At 48.5% G+C, this 17,675-nt stretch carries 17 protein-coding genes; 7 read left to right on the top strand and 10 right to left on the bottom strand.

The window, feature by feature from the left end; genetic code table 11:
• The first annotated feature begins 25 nt into the window (after positions 1-25).
• From ABNG04_RS00305 to ABNG04_RS00290, 4 genes are all read left to right on the top strand, one after another.
• Positions 26-1,474 (top strand): aldehyde dehydrogenase family protein, encoded by a 1,449-nt coding sequence (locus ABNG04_RS00305; RefSeq protein ID WP_371160736.1) that lies wholly within the window; start codon positions 26-28, stop codon positions 1,472-1,474.
• A 134-nt stretch (positions 1,475-1,608) separates the two neighbouring features.
• Complete coding sequence (locus ABNG04_RS00300) at positions 1,609-2,019, top strand: nuclear transport factor 2 family protein (RefSeq protein ID WP_371159032.1); 411 nt, start codon at positions 1,609-1,611, stop codon at positions 2,017-2,019.
• A 17-nt stretch (positions 2,020-2,036) separates the two neighbouring features.
• The gene (locus tag ABNG04_RS00295) at positions 2,037-3,137 is read left to right on the top strand and encodes a zinc-binding dehydrogenase (RefSeq protein ID WP_371159030.1); all 1,101 of its coding nucleotides are present in this window, start codon (positions 2,037-2,039) and stop codon (positions 3,135-3,137) included.
• Between the two features lie 53 nt (positions 3,138-3,190).
• Entirely contained in the window at positions 3,191-3,904 is a 714-nt protein-coding gene (locus ABNG04_RS00290) for a helix-turn-helix domain-containing protein (protein ID WP_371159028.1), read from the top strand.
• A gap of 323 nt (positions 3,905-4,227) precedes the next feature.
• Here ABNG04_RS00290 and ABNG04_RS00285 read toward each other — a convergent pair whose 3' ends face one another.
• The 4 genes from ABNG04_RS00285 to ABNG04_RS00270 form a co-directional block, all read right to left on the bottom strand.
• Positions 4,228-4,863 carry an IS6 family transposase gene (locus tag ABNG04_RS00285; RefSeq protein WP_371159026.1) on the bottom strand — a complete coding sequence of 212 codons (636 nt, stop codon included), beginning with the start codon at positions 4,861-4,863 and terminating at the stop codon, positions 4,228-4,230.
• A gap of 204 nt (positions 4,864-5,067) precedes the next feature.
• Entirely contained in the window at positions 5,068-6,204 is a 1,137-nt protein-coding gene (locus tag ABNG04_RS00280) for a tyrosine-type recombinase/integrase (protein WP_371159024.1), read from the bottom strand.
• A 477-nt stretch (positions 6,205-6,681) separates the two neighbouring features.
• Entirely contained in the window at positions 6,682-7,029 is a 348-nt protein-coding gene (locus tag ABNG04_RS00275) for a hypothetical protein (protein ID WP_371159022.1), read from the bottom strand.
• A 524-nt stretch (positions 7,030-7,553) separates the two neighbouring features.
• A complete protein-coding gene (locus ABNG04_RS00270; RefSeq protein ID WP_371159020.1) occupies positions 7,554-8,753 on the bottom strand; it encodes a hypothetical protein in 1,200 nt (399 codons plus the stop codon).
• A 321-nt stretch (positions 8,754-9,074) separates the two neighbouring features.
• On the opposite strand from ABNG04_RS00270, the gene ABNG04_RS00265 reads away from it, so the two are divergent.
• Both ABNG04_RS00265 and ABNG04_RS00260 read left to right on the top strand, forming a co-directional pair.
• On the top strand, positions 9,075-9,575 hold the full coding sequence (locus ABNG04_RS00265) for a hypothetical protein (RefSeq protein ID WP_371159018.1): 501 nt from the start codon (positions 9,075-9,077) through the stop codon (positions 9,573-9,575).
• A gap of 9 nt (positions 9,576-9,584) precedes the next feature.
• Positions 9,585-10,772, top strand: a complete 1,188-nt coding sequence (locus ABNG04_RS00260; RefSeq protein WP_371159016.1) for a tyrosine-type recombinase/integrase — start codon at positions 9,585-9,587, stop codon at positions 10,770-10,772.
• Between the two features lie 295 nt (positions 10,773-11,067).
• Here the strand turns inward: ABNG04_RS00260 and ABNG04_RS00255 are convergent, their stop codons facing one another.
• The 5 genes from ABNG04_RS00255 to ABNG04_RS00235 all read right to left on the bottom strand — a co-directional run bounded on the left by ABNG04_RS00255 (position 11,068) and on the right by ABNG04_RS00235 (position 16,285).
• A complete protein-coding gene (locus tag ABNG04_RS00255; RefSeq protein WP_371159015.1) occupies positions 11,068-12,078 on the bottom strand; it encodes a hypothetical protein in 1,011 nt (336 codons plus the stop codon).
• 192 nt (positions 12,079-12,270) lie between these two features.
• Complete coding sequence (locus ABNG04_RS00250; RefSeq protein ID WP_371159013.1) at positions 12,271-13,383, bottom strand: tyrosine-type recombinase/integrase; 1,113 nt, start codon at positions 13,381-13,383, stop codon at positions 12,271-12,273.
• Complete coding sequence (locus tag ABNG04_RS00245) at positions 13,380-13,937, bottom strand: hypothetical protein (protein WP_371159011.1); 558 nt, start codon at positions 13,935-13,937, stop codon at positions 13,380-13,382. The genes ABNG04_RS00250 and ABNG04_RS00245 overlap by 4 nt, the downstream gene beginning before the upstream one ends.
• A 548-nt stretch (positions 13,938-14,485) precedes the next feature.
• On the bottom strand, positions 14,486-15,391 hold the full coding sequence (locus ABNG04_RS00240; protein ID WP_371159009.1) for a CRISPR-associated protein Cas4: 906 nt from the start codon (positions 15,389-15,391) through the stop codon (positions 14,486-14,488).
• 405 nt (positions 15,392-15,796) lie between these two features.
• Positions 15,797-16,285 carry a DUF7344 domain-containing protein gene (locus tag ABNG04_RS00235; RefSeq protein WP_371159007.1) on the bottom strand — a complete coding sequence of 163 codons (489 nt, stop codon included), beginning with the start codon at positions 16,283-16,285 and terminating at the stop codon, positions 15,797-15,799.
• Positions 16,286-16,472: 187 nt separating this feature from the next.
• Between ABNG04_RS00235 and ABNG04_RS00230 the strand changes: the two genes are divergently transcribed.
• Complete coding sequence (locus tag ABNG04_RS00230) at positions 16,473-16,718, top strand: winged helix-turn-helix domain-containing protein (RefSeq protein WP_371159005.1); 246 nt, start codon at positions 16,473-16,475, stop codon at positions 16,716-16,718.
• Positions 16,719-17,286: 568 nt separating this feature from the next.
• Here the strand turns inward: ABNG04_RS00230 and ABNG04_RS00225 are convergent.
• Positions 17,287-17,646, bottom strand: a complete 360-nt coding sequence (locus tag ABNG04_RS00225) for a site-specific integrase (RefSeq protein WP_371159004.1) — start codon at positions 17,644-17,646, stop codon at positions 17,287-17,289.
• Positions 17,647-17,675: the final 29 nt, after the last annotated feature.

Here is a 17,675-nt window from a genome sequence, read left to right as displayed (position 1 = left end):
GATGAGTGGGTCCATGTACATTGTGATGGCAACACAAACTGAGCCGAATGCTTACGGCCTCGTCATCAACGGCGACTCTGTTACGACAGTAGCCGGAGAGTATTTTGAGACGGTTAATCCCGCAACAGAAAAGTCGTTCGCCCGTGTCGCGCGGGGACGTGAGGCAGACATCGACCGTGCTGTAACTGCCGCAACAGACGCTTTTGACGACTGGTCATCGACGCCGCCTGAGGAACGCGGACGCCTGCTCAACGCGGTCGCTAAGGAGATTCGTTCGGAGAAAGAACATCTCGCACAGTTAGAGACCCGGGACAACGGAAAGCCGCTATCGCATGCACGCAACGATGTGGAAACGTGCGCGCGATACTTTGAGTACTATGCAGGAGTGGCCGACAAAGTACACGGCGACTCGATTCCGCTAACCGATGAGTACGTTGATTACACTGTTCGCGAGCCACTGGGGGTGACCGCACAGATCATTCCGTGGAATCTGCCGAGTAATATTTTTGGACGATCAGTTGCACCTGCGCTGGCGACAGGAAACACGGCCGTCGTCAAGCCGGCTGAGCAGACGCCGGTAACTGCTGTTGAGATTGCGAAAATTGCGAGTAAGGTTGGTGTCCCTGACGGCGTTCTTAACGTCGTACCGGGGTATGGGGACGAGGCCGGAGCACCGCTCTCGTCACACCCAGACGTCGATGGCGTGAGCTTCACCGGGTCGGTCCCGACCGGTATTGAGGTTGGGAAATCCGCGATCGAGAACGTCACAAATGTTCATCTTGAACTTGGTGGAAAGAGCCCGAACGTAGTCTGGCCGGACGCGCATCTCGACAGCGCCATCGACAGTACGATGACGGGAATCTTCGCAAACGCTGGACAGGTCTGCTCTGCTGGATCCCGACTTATTATTCATGAAGATATCAAGGATGAGTTCCTAAATGAGCTCGTAGAGCGTATCGAGCAGATGGATATTGGTGCGGGCGGGACTGACCCTGATATGGGGCCGCTTGTCTCCGAAGAACATTTCAAAAAAGTTATACACTATCTCGACCTAGGTCATGAAGAAGCTGGGGACCCGCTGGTCGGCGGCAAAGCCGTTGAGCGTGACGGTTACTTTGTCGAGCCAACAGTATTCGACAATGTAGACAATAACATGCGTATCGCACAAGAAGAGATATTCGGTCCGGTTCTCTCTGTTATTACTTTCAGTACAGAGGCAGAGGCAATAGAAGTCGCCAATGATGTCGATTATGGGTTAGTCGCCGGTATCCACACCCAAGATATGGGACGGGCACATCGGTTCGCCCGAGATGTACACGCTGGGCAGGTATACGTAAACGAATGGTTCGCAGGTGGCGAAGAAACACCCTTCGGTGGTTTCAAGCAAAGCGGGTTTGGTCGTGAGAAGGGACTAGCTGCTGTGGACGCGTACACGCAGGTCAAGAACGTCTGTATGGACATTACTCCCAAATAGCTAACGAGGCTGGACTACCGGGGGATTTTTTCCATGATCTCTGTCTAGACCGTCACGCACGATGATGTGATATAAAAATGTGATACTATGTTTGCCTCAAAATGTATTGAATATGGTCTCAAGTCATAGTATGGATGAGCGTTGAAATTGCCAAGCAGTACTTTGAACTGATGGATAGTGTGGAAGCTGGAGTCGACGATATCATAGAACTATACGGCGATAATCCGGTAGTTCACTCGTCACGAGCGGGCGTAGTTCAGGGACGAGAGAACATCCGCGAATTCTATGAGGATAATTCAGACTTCTTCACAGGTGGTCAACATCATATGACAAGTTATCACCAGGATGGCAATACCGTCATCTGCGAGGGATATCTCGATGGGGAAACGGCGGTCGGTCGAGAAGCTAACGGAGTGCCACTCTGTGATGTCATGGAATTCAATGAGGACGACGAGATTGTTGCTTTCCGCGCATACCTCGACTACGAAGGCTATGTCGACGAGGTACCTGACTCAGTGCCAAATGTTCACGCGGAGGCAGAATGAGTCATGAGTCAACGGTAATGGATACTGACGTTGAGACTGGTCGACTTGTCTACCTCAACGGTCCACGAGATATAGAGTTTCAGAGTTATGAAGTACCGAACCCGGAGCCAAACGCCGTTGTGACAGAGGTGGTCCGGTCGAATGTGTGCGGTTCGGAGCTACACGTTTGGAAAGGCGACCATCCTCTGCAAGACTGCGTCCTTGGGCACGAAGCGCTGTGCCGAATTAAGCAACTTGGTGACAAAGTTGAAACTGACAGCGCCGGGAACCCTGTTACAGAGGGTGACCTAGTGGCCCCAGTATACTTCCAAACTTGCCAGTCGTGCGACTACTGTCGACGTGGGGAGTTTTATGCTTGTGAAAATGACTATGAGCATACCGGAAAATCACCTGATATTTGGCCTCACTTCCACGCGCCGTGGGCGACACACTACTACATTTACCCAGACAATCACTTCTACAAGATTCCTAAAGAGCTTGAGGACCATCTAAATGTGGCTGCTGCTGCGAACTGCGCACTGTCGCAAGTTTTGTTCGGTATCAGTGAGATTGGTGTCGAATATAATGACACCGTCGTGATTCAGGGTGCGGGTGGACTCGGACTGAACGCGACTGTGGTTGCCAACGAGCATGGTGCGGAGACAATCGTCATCGACGGTGTTGACAGGCGTCTTGAACAAGCGAAGGCATTTGGAGCTGACCATGTGATTGATTTTCGCGAACAGAAAACAGTGGAAGCACGAAGGAACCGCGTCAAACAGATTACGGACGGTGTTGGGGCTGATGTCGGGATCGAAGTAGCAGGTGTTCCGGAGGCATTTGTGGAAGGTATTGAACTTGTCCGGAAGGGGGGTCAATATCTCACAATGGGGAACGTCAGGCCAGGTCACGAGGCAGACTTTGATCCAGGGCGTCTGACTAGAAAATCTATTGATATCACCACCGTTGTAGAGTATGATCCGTGGGTACTGTTTGACGCTTTAGAGTTCCTCGCGGCCACAATCGATGATTACCCTTATGATCAACTTATCGATGCTGAGTTTGAGTTGGATGACATTGAGGAGGCACTAGAAGCCTCGGAGAATCGTGATATAACACGCGCGACAATCATTCCATAACTGCGGCTGCCTCCAAGGTATTTAATCTCTGTATATCCCTAGGCAGATGTACTATGCTCACGGCAAAACTGAGCGTCACGTACGAAGATGACTGGACAAGTAGCTTATCTACCTACGATGTGTCCGGTGAGTTCCTCGCATCAACGTTCCGCGACCGACGATACTTCGGACTATTTGCTCTTGAAGCGGCCGAAAGCGACTATGATAATGTGATCGAAACGATTCGTGAACACGACTCAACAGTATCTGTTGACGTGGTTGAACAGTACAGCATCAACGGTACTGGTCGGACTTCTGCTACCCTTCTCATCCGCAGCCAGCACTTTGAGTATACGCCGCTACAGGTCTTGCTCCATGAAGGGTACATTCCACTCGGCGGATTCGGTGAGTTACGGAATGGATCAGAATGTTTTGATTTATTATTGACAGACAGAGAATATCTGTCTGATGCTGTTGAGTTGCTGAAAAGATTTGGTCCTGTGAAGATTGAATATGTTTCTTCAGACTTCGAGCGTCGAATAACACCTAGTGTTGCCGAATGGAATGAGCTATTTGACTCTATCACACCGCGTCGCAGGACAATGCTAAACAAAGCGCTTGAAGCTGGTTACTTTGATATCCCGCGCGGTAGCACGCTTGAGGAGATCGCAGATGACCTTGGAATTGCTAAGACAACCGCTTCTCAGCATCTTCGTAAAGCAGAGCGCAGCATTATGGAATTCTTCATTCAATATGTAAACATATCTGCGAAAGATACAAATAAATGAAACCCTAAGCATGTATATCGAGCAATTATATTTTTTAAATTTTTATCCAAGATACAGAAGACGAGTACAAAATGATAGTAGTTTTCTTTTAAATATTAATATTCTTATATAGCGATGCGACTGGAGAGCGTAGCAATATTGAACATGCCATGGCCGCCGGGGGGCTGGTCGGCATGAGGCTCAAAATTCCTCAGCACTTCACGCACCACAGAGCGGAGTCCAGCACTATCTGCGGTGTTGAATGGAGGTCAAATAACGGATTCAGCGGCTCACGCAGCGTCATATGTGCGTGAAAAATATTGATTGGGTTTACAGCCTCGTGTTCAGATATGATGATTCCATGCGAATGCGAACGATCTCAGCCACTCGTCAGCAGTTTCTGCGTTGGCGTTGCTGAAACAGTTTGAGAAACTGGTAGTTCTGCGTTTTATCTCACGAAAGACACGTTCGACGCTGTTCCGATTTCCATGTCGTTCGTATCTGAAATCGAGGCCGTGTTTTTCACATGCTCGGTGAAGTGGAACCGCACCATCAACGAGAAAGATCGCGTCGTCCACGTCGTGTTTGTCGCGGAGTTCCGCGAAAAACTGATCCGCGATCACGTTGGTTCTTGTCGGTTCAAGCTTCGTGTGGAGCAAATCGTTTGAGCTGGGATCGACGGCGGCGTACAGCCAATACTGTTCATCGTCAAGCTGAATCACAGTTTCATCGACCGCAACGTGATTTGGGCTGCGACCAGATTCCGGCTGTAGCTCGGCCTTGTGAACCCAGTTATGAACAGTGGATCGAACCCGCTCAACACCAAATACCTCAAGAAATGAAACAGTATTCGAAAGCGATAATCCAGCAAGGTGGAGCTGAATACTGAGCTTCATCAACAACTTCGGTGTTGCCTCTCGCTCCACAAACTCTAAGTTGATATCGTCTAAACAGCCGCCGAGGCGGTCGTTTTCGGGCATGAATCACTTTGAAAACGCACCGCCTCACCTTTCAAACCTTATCTGAACACCGTCCATTCTGTCTTACCGCAATCCCTGCTGTTCAGTCTGAACCTCTCCCTACAAAATTGTCAACAGCCCCCCAAGCGGAGATTCGTTTGAGTTCATTTGACTTCCACGGCTGGGGGGAAATGGGGTCTGTATCCTGCTATTCTATATATATGTCTACAGGAGGTCAATCTTGAATATCTCGTTCCGGTATTCGCGTTCTATGTGCTCGTAATGTGGGTGTAGATAATCATCGATGGCCTCTGCAAACTCATCAAGTGGTTCTATTTGGTCACCGCGCATATACTGGACGTGTTCTCTGGTGAATTCAGCCTCAAGCCGAAGATACGAGCTAAACCAGTGACGACCGAAGTGACTCGTGATCGCTCTATGGGCTTCAGTCTCAGCGTACTGTGGATGGAATGCTGCCTTCCACGGTCCGTTTATCCCGTCGTGACCGAGTTGTCTAAAGGACCGTGTTGAAAGGAACACCCACGGTTCATCCACTTGTGGCCTCGTTAGAAGATGGCGGATCAAGAGCCAACGGAGTTCCTCATCGATAGGGAGCAAGCGTGGTACACTCGATTTGTTTCCATCTCGGTCAGGCGGGACATACAGTACATCGGAGTACTCGCCAAGAGCCATATTTGAACCCAATTTTGGATAGCACTCTTGAACACCACTATGGCTTAGATGAATGTCCTCAATCAGGAGATTGAACACTTCACCTGCTCGGAGTCCTAATTTCAACTGTAATCCAATGAGGGCACGCTCGCGGATGTTTTTGATCGAATCGAATACGCTCCTCAGGTCAGTTAACTTGAGATCAGGGAACGTCTTGGTATTACTTTCTCCAAACGAAGCCTCAGCGTATGCGATCTCGAATGGATTGTAGTCGTGCGGGTGCGGGAACACTGACTCGCGTTGCCAGTGAGAATATGCCTGCTTGAGACGTCCGAATTTGATCTTGATTGTACTTGGAGCGTTATTGTGGACATCACGTCGCCATGCGATGTACGCCTTGACGTGTTGAACACTTGGACAGGCAGGGTGTCGATCAGTGGTCGACATGAACTCCCGCCACTGCTGGTACGTCCGTTCATAATCCTCGATGGTTCCTCCTTTGTTGATTTCATCGCGGCTAGTAACGACTCGGCGGAGAAAGTAATCGAATGGATCGGAGAGATCAGCGAAGATATCGTTGTATTGGAGCAGGGGATCAGTAGGCCGGTCAAAAGCATCTGCAAACTGCTTTCGTTGCTCTGTTACATCTGGTTCTTCGAAGCGATCAGAGCCAGTATTATCCTTACTCATTGCCTCTCCCTCGACTACGCTCGTCGACCCGATGCATCCAGATGTGACGCGCAGAATCGTATCTAACGGCGGCCAAGAGCAACGGATTATAGAGGTGAGGGTGTTGTGAGCTGAATTTTAGATAGTCGTAAAAATCGTATATTCGGATGAAATAGTAGTCATAACACGTTCGACGAGCTTTTTCTTCAGCCAGCTGCTTACACCATGAGTTAGCGTCAGTCGGCTTCGCCAGTGCGTGGTGTCGGCCTCTGTCGTGGATGTGTTCGAGCCACGACTCGCCAGCCAGACGGAGAGCCCGCCTCATTCGCTCCGAATCATGCTCTTCCAAAGCGACCTCGTGTACGTACTGCTCCCAAACGTTTTCATCGCAATATTGGGAGGCATACGTCTCGAGTTGATACCGAGGTGGGATCGTCTCGAAGTGTTGTAGTGCGCCAGCATATTGTTCAGGAGTCGTCCCTCTAATCTGAGTCATTCTTATCCATTGTGAGAGGCCCGTTGTTCATCCGAATCACAGAGGTAATACCTCTCATCGTCAAGCATGAGAGTATCTTCCTCAAGAACATCGAGGTGACCTACTACTCGTCCGGGAACGGTGTCGGCGATATGTTGAATTATTTGGGGTGTCGTTGCCCCGGGGTTCTCCTCAACGTAGGTGATGATTTCAGTGTGCGCCGTGTGCTGAAGCTGGCGTTCAAGATCTCGATTACGCTCACGCTGACGTTCGAGTTCTTGCTGGAGATCGGTGAGCTGTTGGCGGTATTCGCGAGCTGAACCAGTGGAAAACTCATCCATGCTGACATTCTTCCGTCCAGCTTCGACCATTCGGATCAAGAACTGACTCGTACTCATATCGAATTTCTCTGCGTGCTCACACCATGTCGAATAGACCGACTCTGGAGGATAGCAGGAAGCCATTACGGTGTCAGATGCGATATCTGGCATGATTGTAGTACTCTCTGTGCGTTAGTAGTCAATCGGTGGTTGCGGTTGGGTGTGTATCAGACCTTGCCGAGTCTGTGCCTGAAATCTCTAAAACACGATCATTGCCAACCTCATTGATTTGATACTCAATCACGTCGTTGCCGTTCAAATCAACGCCAAGCTCACGAAGATCGACGGCAGAGAGAAAGATACACACACCTAGACTCGTCTCCTGATGTGATCCAATGCGCGCGTGTCGTGGCTGAGTACAGAGTCTACTCTTAGCGGAATCCTCGGTTGTTGCGTCTAAACCACACATGGTGTATAAGCCTCAGAGGAGAACCCTCCAGACTGGTTGGTCCAACAGGGGTCTCTAACCTATTTTAAAAAGGGTTCTACAAGTCAGGGTAGCAGACTGTAGTGATTTACTCATCGTAGTAATCGTCAAGACCGTTCTCAAGGATTCGAGAGCCCGTTTCAGTATATCTACTCACCTCGTCCGGTAGAGATTTTCTAAGGGCAGCCTCCTGAATCCAAGCCGGATCTTCCCTTTTTTCAAACACATGGTAGAGTAAGAGGGCTCCGTAGCCCGTCAATTTCCATTCGTTACCATCATACTGAACTATTTCTTTTGCTTCAAAGGTTCGATCTACCTCTTCAGAGGGCTCCTTCCCTTCTGTGGACAGTCGATTGAGTACGTGTGAAACCTGATTTCTATACATCGATCTTTTGCCTGCTTCCTTTGCGATCTCTGCTGAGTTGACTAAGTTAGCAGCTTTTCGACCACCCTCAAGATTGGTGTGCTTACGAGATGTCAGCTCCCAAAGCGCCTTCAGCGCTTCTTCAGCACTCATACCTAGAACACTTGCCTCACCGATTGAGTCCCATTCTTCTTCTAACTCCGTCCGGAGATGACTACACCTTCCGAATCGGTCGCTAATCCGTTCTTCGAGGTATTCCTGTGTTGCTTCTTTTGCTGTCAGCGGGTCTCTGTCTACAATATTACTCCAACCGAGGTTATAGGTCTGGATCAATCGGTCTATGTACTCAGTCGGCTCAATCCCATACTGTTCAAGCAATTGTTTCCGCTCGGTATCAATCTCATCGCTGTACTCTCTATCATTTGTGTCATGGGTACGTTGGTAATGGTCAGTTGAGTACGCCGTAGTGAATCCTGCTAAAAATTCAGATGCTCTCTTATCCTCAGAAATTGTTCCCGTTAGGGTACTCAACCCGAGCCCTATATCAAATCCCAAGGTGAAGTGAGAATTATTTCGATTACTCACCGTTTCGCGCCCGTGTGACTTGCGAGAGACTAAGCTCAGGGCATATGGAACATCATTCAACTTGTCCCAGTTGGTATCAAGATTATCAAGATACCCTCCTTGAGATAAAATTGCGAGATCATAAAGAAAACGAGTGAGACGAAGCGGTAAGTCTGACAATACGTCTTCAATATCGCTTTCATTTGCGGTGTCATTTTCATTAGATTGGAACAGGATGTACCGAGCGGTAGATTCAGCGAGGTATGGACCGTCGCTCGGAGGTCGCTCTGAAACCGAGCGAATGAGTTCTTTCCTATCATCCAATGCCTTAGTGTCAGCTATTTCTGGATTGTCTGTCATCAATTTAGGCAGTCATGCTAGTCCCGTCTTCTATATTACTAGAGAGTGTCGAATACTGGAACCAATTTAAAAAGAATGGATCTAGGTCACCCTGACGAGTGTCATAGGGGGCTTCTGTTCAAATTCTCCATCGATGCGAAACCCACCGCGTCCAGAGAAATGCTCGTACCAACTCGGTATTGTCCGCCGATGTCAGCTTCGGCTGCTCATTCTACATATAAAAGGCGAGCTGACAATCAGGTCGCATAGCGGTATGACTGGTGACAGGAGACATATCACGAACACGAGGGTAAATACAGCTCTTAATAGAGTTGATCACTGATGACGGAGAACACCCGAAAACACTCTATTGCCAAGAAGTTCACCCTGACCGCACATCACGATGAACTGCTGGACAAAATTGTGGAGCAGCGATACGCTTCCCGCAGCGAAGCTGTTCGGGCTGCAGTTCAGCAGCATGCGCAATATCTCAGTGAAGGTGGAGAGACAGACATTGAGCTACTTCAGGCTGAGCTGGAAAAGGTCGCAAAAGAAATCGATACTGTCCGGCAAAAGGTGGAAGAACAGAACTCTAACACAATCCACGTAGCTGGACAGGTCTCTGATAGAGTAGAAGTTGAAGAGCATTCAAGAAGAGAGTCTGAAATAGAAAATAAAATTGTAAAAGAATTGACCGAAGAAGGGCCACTGTCAGCCAGCGAGATTGCAGAAGGGATTGGAAGAGATGCTATTTCGGTGGTTCCAGTAGCGAAGTCACTTCATGAAGAGGGCATCATCTCCCAAGTCAGCGATAGTGACGACAAGTACAAGCTTGACATATAACTTCAAACAATGTCTAAAGAAAATAAGAAGCTAGAAGATTTCATAAAAAAAGATAACCAGCCGCCTGTAGAAACCGCGGGAGACTCAAAAAAATCAGGAGGCGGAAGTGAAGAATCACACAATAAGAACAAGGATACAAATGAGTATGAGAATTCTTCCACTATTTGTGACTGCTATCACAAAATAAGACGCGAATACCAAGAAGAACTTCGTCACCGGGGTATTACTCCGCCTGAATGCGGACACTGTATCGAATATTTATGTAAGGGGGTATCTGCTGGAACAGCAAGTACCTACAATGGTCCACTTCGGATGTTTATTGAATATCTACATGAGCAGGGAGTCTGTATTTCCAGCACTGAATATATTCACGTACGCGACTTCTTTGAGTCACAAAACGAAAGACAGCTGGCAGAATCCACTCTTGGGGTATATAAGTCGTCAATTAAAGGAGTTTTAACGAGGTATGAAGCAGAGAACGAACAGTTTCCAGTAGTCTCCTGGAAAGTTGCCAACAATATTGACCCAAGTAACTACGGTGGAAATACTACATTTGAACGAGAGCCGCTAAGCGACAAAGAAATTGAGTTACTACTGAGGGCGGCAAATGATTTCAGGAATAAGATAATGATGCTCACTGGGATAGAGACAGGAGCCCGAGATGAAGCCACCCGCTCAATTAAAATTTCGGATGTTAAACTGGAAGAGAGTATAATAGAGCTAAAAAACACAAAGTACGGCCGAAAATATACATTACCGTTAACTGATGGCCTAACTGCCTTACTTGAGCATTGGATCGAAGATATAAGATCGAGTTACATACAAGGTGAAGATAATCAGTATCTTTTCCCTTCCAGACATGGTGGAAAGATGTCAGACGGGACCTACAGAGAAATTGTTGACACAGCCGCAGAGAAAGCAGGAATTCAGGAAGAAGTAGCCAAAATTCAGCTATCGGAAGGGCAAAAAGAGGTACTGAATACTGACAAAGATTACCGGGTAAAGAAACGAGTGGATATTCATACTCTACGGCACACTTTTTCTCGATTATTGAAGGAGAATGATATTTCTAAAGACGTTAGAACATACGCATTGGATCACACCCCAGATGTAACTGATGGGTACGGCACTGACGAGGAGGCTAGCAGAAAAGAAATCAGGGACAAATTTGAGGGCGTGGACGTATCAAGATTGTAGCGGGTATATATCTAATTCCGTATCGATACTGATTGTAGACTTCGGATCAATGATCTGAGAAGACTGCTCATTTCAGAGAGTTCGGATTCTACGGACATTTTGGCTCTGTTAAAGTCCTACTCTTTAGAGAATGATGAACAGAAATGAGAGCACGGACGCAATGACCATCAAGTACCCACACCATATCTACAAAAGTAAGTTTGAAGATGTGAGATGGTCACTAAGTGTCCATTTGACCGGGTTAGAAATTTCAGTCATCATGGTGAATACTACTCAGCATGCCGCCACGTCCGGTTTAGTGGGTGACATCTTCATCGGGGTAAGAGACGGTGGGGTCATCGTGTAAGGTTAGCAACATTTCCTTCTGGAGATCGCTTGAGATCTCAAGAAGGTCGAAGATGATGAACACTAGGACCTTCTGTAGCATGAAGGTCAGATCATGGTTGTCCAGTAACCGGTCCTCTCCGAACTCATGAGCGATATCGTTGCGGGTCCGATAACCGTCTCGAATGAGTTGGTAGATTTCCTCCTCGTCGAATTCAGGCTCAATATAGTCTAGGTAGATGAGAATCTTATCTTGGGTCCGGTGCTCGTACATGTGGTCTCTGGTGAACCGGTCGATCAGCGTCTCACCTCGACTCTCATCGATCGCCTCGTCGACTACCGACGATATCCCGTCCTCGATAGCATCCCGCTCGGTGGACGATATAAACTCATTTCCGGGGAGATTGACCCATTCACGGTAGTTCCACTCGCTTGTCCGTTCAATCCCGATCCACGCGAACAGGAACTTGGCCGCGAACAGACCACGTGCCTCGGAGTTGAGGAACAGGTTCAGAGTTGACAGGATATCGCTCCGCATTGCGTCGCCAGCGTTTTCCATCCGATTGAGGGCGGCGTCAATGAACCTATCCTGTTTGTCCAGCCCGAGAGGTCCGATCCCTCCAATAATCGGAAGTTTGTCGTTCTTGATCCGTGGGATCAGGACTCGCTCTGTTGTCTTGTCGTCGTACCCCTGGTTGTGGGGATAATACGTATCCCAGTACGCACGGCGGCGCTGTGCGAACGAGTAAAAAAACGTCAACCAGTCTGCCCGCCGCTGGGCCTCTTTTTCATTTTCAGCCGTGATGTAGCACTTTGCTGTTTTCCAATCACCTTCCGCGTACTTACTATCAGCCTCACGTCGCTTCTCCTCGAACTCCTCGGCCTTTGCCAGCGGTCTGATCCGGATATCATTCGACTGGTTCTCGTATTGGTGCCCTTCTGGGATGTACAGGTTGTAGAAGTCGAAGACGTACGTTGTCATGTCTCTGTATTCCGCACGACAGTACTAACAGACTGTGAATACTTGTCATCCGAAACGATTGTGTGAGACCCCTGTATTGCGCGATCCATGTTGAGTGTAACACTCCCTTTGTCGTACCCTACGGATTAGGCGAGAGCCGGAATTCAGAGAGCATGTAGTGAAGAGGTACTCAACTCAGATCTAAATTTGAGGCTATCGCGGTGCGTTGAACTGCTTACGGATCGATGAGAACTCTTGCTCACGGCCATGTGAGTACTGTTGGGTTGTCTGTGGGTTACGATGGTTAGCTACCAGCTGTCGGTATGGCAGCGAGACACCGGCTTCCTTCATTAATGTGAGGCAGGTGTGTCGCAGCGTGTGGACTGTCACTCGATTCCATTCTCTCACCTCTGTCTTCCCATTATATTGGGTGCGTTGCTCAGGTGAAACTCTAGATTTTCCGATCGTTTCTTGGATGCCGGCTCGCTCTGCTGCCGAGGTCACAATATCATTTAGAGCACTATTGGTTTCCAACTTTGCTCCATTCTGTGAAGGGAATAGATACTGCGCATTTTTACTACCTCCATAACCAGCCCGGTACTGTTCACACCAGACTTGGAGCTCTAGACATAGGTCACGGCTGATCGGGACATCATAGGGTACAGCATTTTTCGGATCACGGACATGAACTTCACGTACGTCAAAGTCCACATCATCCACGTGAATATTTCGCAAATCGGAGTTTCGCAGCCCGGTCTCGGCAGCGAGGATTGCTAATAGGCGGTTCCGATAGCTGTCCATCGCGTCGAACAGTTTTCGGAGTTCCTCACGACTGAGTGGCTCTCGCTCGATATCTGGTGGCGTATTGTACTCAGATATATCAATCCTGTCTAACTCAATTGGATCCAGTGTCAGCGCCTTCGCAGCATCTGTCCGTAATCGAATGAATGCGTACAACTCTCGGATAGCCGTTAGTTTCCCTTCAATTGTCGATTGACGGTTCCCATCGTCAACACATTGTTCTACAAACGCGATAACGTCAGTAAGTTCTACATCTAAGAGTTGTATGTCGCGCTTTTCAAGAAATGTGATGTATTGCTTGAGATTATGCTCATACGTTTCGACTGACCCCTCTGTTAGCTGACGACCGCTACGTGTTTCCAAATATGCGCAGACAAATGGATTTGAAGCCGAGAATTGATCGGGGTTGATTACATCGGGTTCGAAGTCTCGAACAGAATATCGGGGCGTGAGGCGAGTAATCCCGTCACGAAGCAAATCAAAAAATGTCCTTGAGTCGCTATTACTCTGGAGTGGGGGGGTCATCCGCTCGGACCTCCTAGCTCATCTCGATCAGTAGAGTTGAGTCCTGAGGTAGCAAGATAGTATCGAGCAGGGTCTTCTTGTGTAGAGAATACGTGGGCGTGGTCGACAAGATATCCCAACAGATAGCGTACGTCGACGGGTTGCATCTCAACACGCTCAATAATATCCGCCACTCTGAGCGGTGTATCTGTTTCCTCCAGCGCAGCAACGATCTGGTCCCCACCTGCTACCACAGGTGGCTCGCCAGTAACGTTGGCCACTGTCGCTTCTGGTCGGGCTGTGTGTGTTGGATCGACTTGTTCGACGAGAGTATCAACCGACTGAGTAAGCTCACTAGCTTGATCTTCGATGTGTGCGACAGATTCCATCAAACGCCGTAGTGTGACTTCCCCATTGCCACGAAGAGTTTCTCGGTGGTCTGTTACCGCCTGTCGAAGGCACAAGCTCACATTGCCCTGATAGTTGTTGTCGGCCATGCGTTCTAATTCCGCATCCAGCTCTTCCGTAATCGTGAATTTACGACGGACGAACGTCGCTTCAGTATCTTTGTTCATATGATGTCTCCGATTATAGGGGTGTACCTTGGAGCGCGTCCGGTGGTACTAGCGGCCCAATTACACTCCGAGTCTTCCACAACTCTGTTACTGAGGAGCTTCCCTCTTCGAATGATGGGGATTCTGGTGATACCCTTTCACTACTATTCGTATGTTTGTTTGTCAGATCCGGAAGCTGGTCCAGCGGCTTATCGACAAAGTAGTTCGAAAGTAGTTCGACGATAGCGATGTGTCTAAATCCTCGTAGCGTCGGTTGTTGGATTTGGTCACACGCAAGGAATCTAGTTCGGACAACCGCAAGTGTATCCGTTGAAGCCGTAATCAGTGTAATATCGTTATAGCGCCCGTCATCTAGCCATGTCCCGAGTTCCTGTAGCAATTCAGCTTCCTCACTCGGATTGTCAGCGGTGAGTTTCTCTGTCTCGATTAGCTGCTCCTGGTTACCTGCACCAATCTCACACGACGTAATGAATCGCCCAGCAGCTATCGAATCAGTATCAATCGTGAGTAGATACCACGATTGCCGGAGCTCATCCGTACCGTACCACCTATTCATCCTGATCGGCCTCTTGGGGCTGGTATTGCTCATCCGGTTGCGGTGATCGTAATGGAGCAGGCGTACCGTTATTGGCGCATTTAGGGCACAGTGGTGGTGCTGATTGGTCACCATCCCAATCAGGTTCGTCCCAAAGAAATTGAGCATCACAACTAACACACTGCCACTTCGCAACCGGGTGTTGAGAGGCCAATTCAGGGTACTGCTGTGCCAGCGTTGGTGTCAGGACCGCCCCGTCGTGCGCCTCGAGATACTTCCTCACTTTCTCTTGGGGATAGCCAGTATACTCTGGAAGCAACCCGTAAGGACTGATATCGGCATATGGCTCGCTAGACTGCCCACAGCGATGTCGATACGAACAGACGTTACACTCCCAAGCGTATTCAGGATCAGCAGGGGGGAGATCATCAGATAGCCGGTAGGAGGTATGTGATTCCGCCCACTCTAACACCACCTCCTCCCAAAATATCGGGTCAAATTCTACGTGGAATGACGTGACGTCAAGATTCGTTCGGCTTCCATAGAGTACGATTGCATCTGTAACCTCGTAATCATGCTTTTTTGTGAGACCACGCATATATGCGTGAATCTGTGCTTTATGATGACGATTGGGCTTTGTGAGTCCGTCTATCGACCGTTTCGTTTTGATTTCGAGTGGAAGAAGTGGCTGAGCTTCTGCGTCAACAACCACTGGATCCGTTTCTCCCTTAATACGGAGTTCACCCCTCTCGGTGTTGATAGTGAAATCAACCCACAGTGAGTTACAGACATATGTGTTAGAATCAGCAATGAGGTCCTGTAGAAACGGCATGATGATGTCCTTTTCAAACCGATTCCCGAACCAAAAGATCCCTTCTGGATTAGCGGACTCTTCAGGGGCATTGAGCTGGTTGTACACTATTTTGCGTTGGCACTGTAGCAGCTGACTGGGACTGTGACGCCTTGGTGATTTAACACTGCTTGGGCCATTGAAATACGGTGTTCCATTTCGAATATTTTTAGCAAATTGTCTGTTTTGATACCATTTGCTAAATGCTTCTGAGGAGATGGACTCAGTGAGAGATCTCTTCCAATTTTGATCTACCCTTGTCACAGCATCACCCGGCTGTTTTGACTGAGACCCAATGTTCTCAGTCTCGTCACTAGGCGGCATCTGTTTCAACTCCACTGTTCACACTCGTAGACTTAATCCAAGTGAGCTGGCTGCGGATCGACACAGCAGCCGGTCCAAATTGTACGTCCCACGGGGCTAAATATCGGGTTTTCATTACCACAGCCAAAGTGTCGATAGCTACCTATATCATCAATCACCGGTTGAGTCTCCCAATGGTGGCACCCCATCGTCGTTAATATCTGCTATGGCACTGTGAAAGAGCATCTGAGCAACTGGTGAAGTAAGTGCGGCGACCATCGACAACGCAAATAGATTATCATCCGGGCGGATATTTTTCCGATCAGGATTATATCTGATAGCACCCACGTCGTCTAATTCAGGAAGATGTGTCTGGATAAGTGCGGTGTAGACATTATGATATGGATCGCCAGTGGCGTGTTCTAAAGGAATACCTTCCTCAATAGAAACAATTTCTCTTGAGATCTGTCGGACTGTGACAGTAGGCTCTGAATCTGAGGCTTGAACTTGATTCTTAGTCTGTTGGAACTCGGCCGATTTGAGTGACCGGTGGGCCACTAGGCCGACGATTAGTCGCCGTCGTGACGCACGTAAGGTGTGATGGATAGTCGATAGAGACTGGTCGGTGTATTGTTCGGCAGCGGAGGGTATCTGTTCCATTTCACTTCACCCGTTTATGCGAACGAAAGGTGGTTTCTGGACAGTACAGTTCGTCAAATCGTGTGCCGCGAGTTGATTTTCGCGCCATACTGGTGGTCATTAACAACCAACCTATTAATTCCTCGCAAGGGTCTAAACCCTATAAACGAGCAAATTGCTTTATAAATTCCTCTTTCGGTTCTATCTAATGGGCGACCCGGGCCGGAAACCAACAGTCTCCGATGAAGAAATACTGTACGTCTTCCAACAATCTTCAGATCCCGTTCTCACGACAAGTGAAGTGGCAGAAGAGATAGGAATCGGACGACGTGGAGCCTTCGATCGTTTGCGAAAACTTACAGAAGATGGCTCGCTCGAAATGAAGAAGATAGGGGAAACAGGGGCAGTCTGGTGGTCACCGAAGGCGCTGAGAGAGCAGTATTCTATTAAGTAATATTTATAATGTTTATACAGCGTTCTGTAAGTAGCCTTGGCTGTACACCATAGGCCATATTATCTAATTAGCTGGCAGATCCCAACTGTGGGGATACTCAATTAGACAGTATATCCTGATTTATTTCTCGTTAAAATTATAAAAGTAGAAATGATTTTTCACTGATCAGATGCCAATTCCCGACTATCACGTAGGTGACTGAGTGCGGTTACACGTACGGTTGCGCGCTCGTATGGACGCCCGTGTTTCGTTGTGATTAGCGGAGAGCGGTCATAGTCGTCAGTTACGCTGTGTCAGTTTGGGCTTTCGATATAGTCCTCAATTACGTAAGCAACATGCAGAGCAAGTGACGCGTCCCATTCTCCCCGTTTTCCTTTTTGAGAGGGGTATCTTGCTCCGGGCGACGACGGAAACAGATCACGCGATTTTCCTTGTTGAAGTCTTTGAGATTGAGTGCATGAATCCCGCCTCAACGAGCTGACGTACGTCACATCAGAAGGAGAGTCACGTGTTCTACAGATGCGCACTTGAACTCCCAGAGATATTCGAGAATCGCGTTTGCTCTCTCCTAGCCGAGCATCGTATCTCGTGAGCCGTTCCCTTCTACTCTCAGGAGGTGAATCCGTTCGGGGAGTTCCTCCCGAACAGCATCTAGATCGGCAAGGTGTTTGAGAAATCGACGGAGAGTGGAGACTTGTCCCTGTATAGTCACATCGTTACAGGTTGTTTCATCCCCGTTATCTTCACGCTTGTATACTCGGTAGGCGTGGATCATCCGAAGGTCCACCTCGTTCATGTTGTGAACGTCTTGCTCTTTCAGCCAATCCGTGAAGGGGTAAAAGAAGAGTATCGGAAACAGCTTTCTGAGGCCGAGGAGACAGATATAGATCTCTTCGAAAAGGCCGCTAGAATAGTCGAAGACCGGCATTCTTCTGAAACTACAGAATAGTGTAGAGG

Origin of the sequence: Halorubrum miltondacostae, assembly GCF_041379815.1 — an archaeon.
In the GTDB taxonomy this organism is placed as follows: Archaea; Halobacteriota; Halobacteria; order Halobacteriales; family Haloferacaceae; genus Halorubrum; species Halorubrum miltondacostae.
Note: the sequence above shows the minus strand (reverse complement) of the source record. Positions and strands in the feature narration are given on the sequence as shown.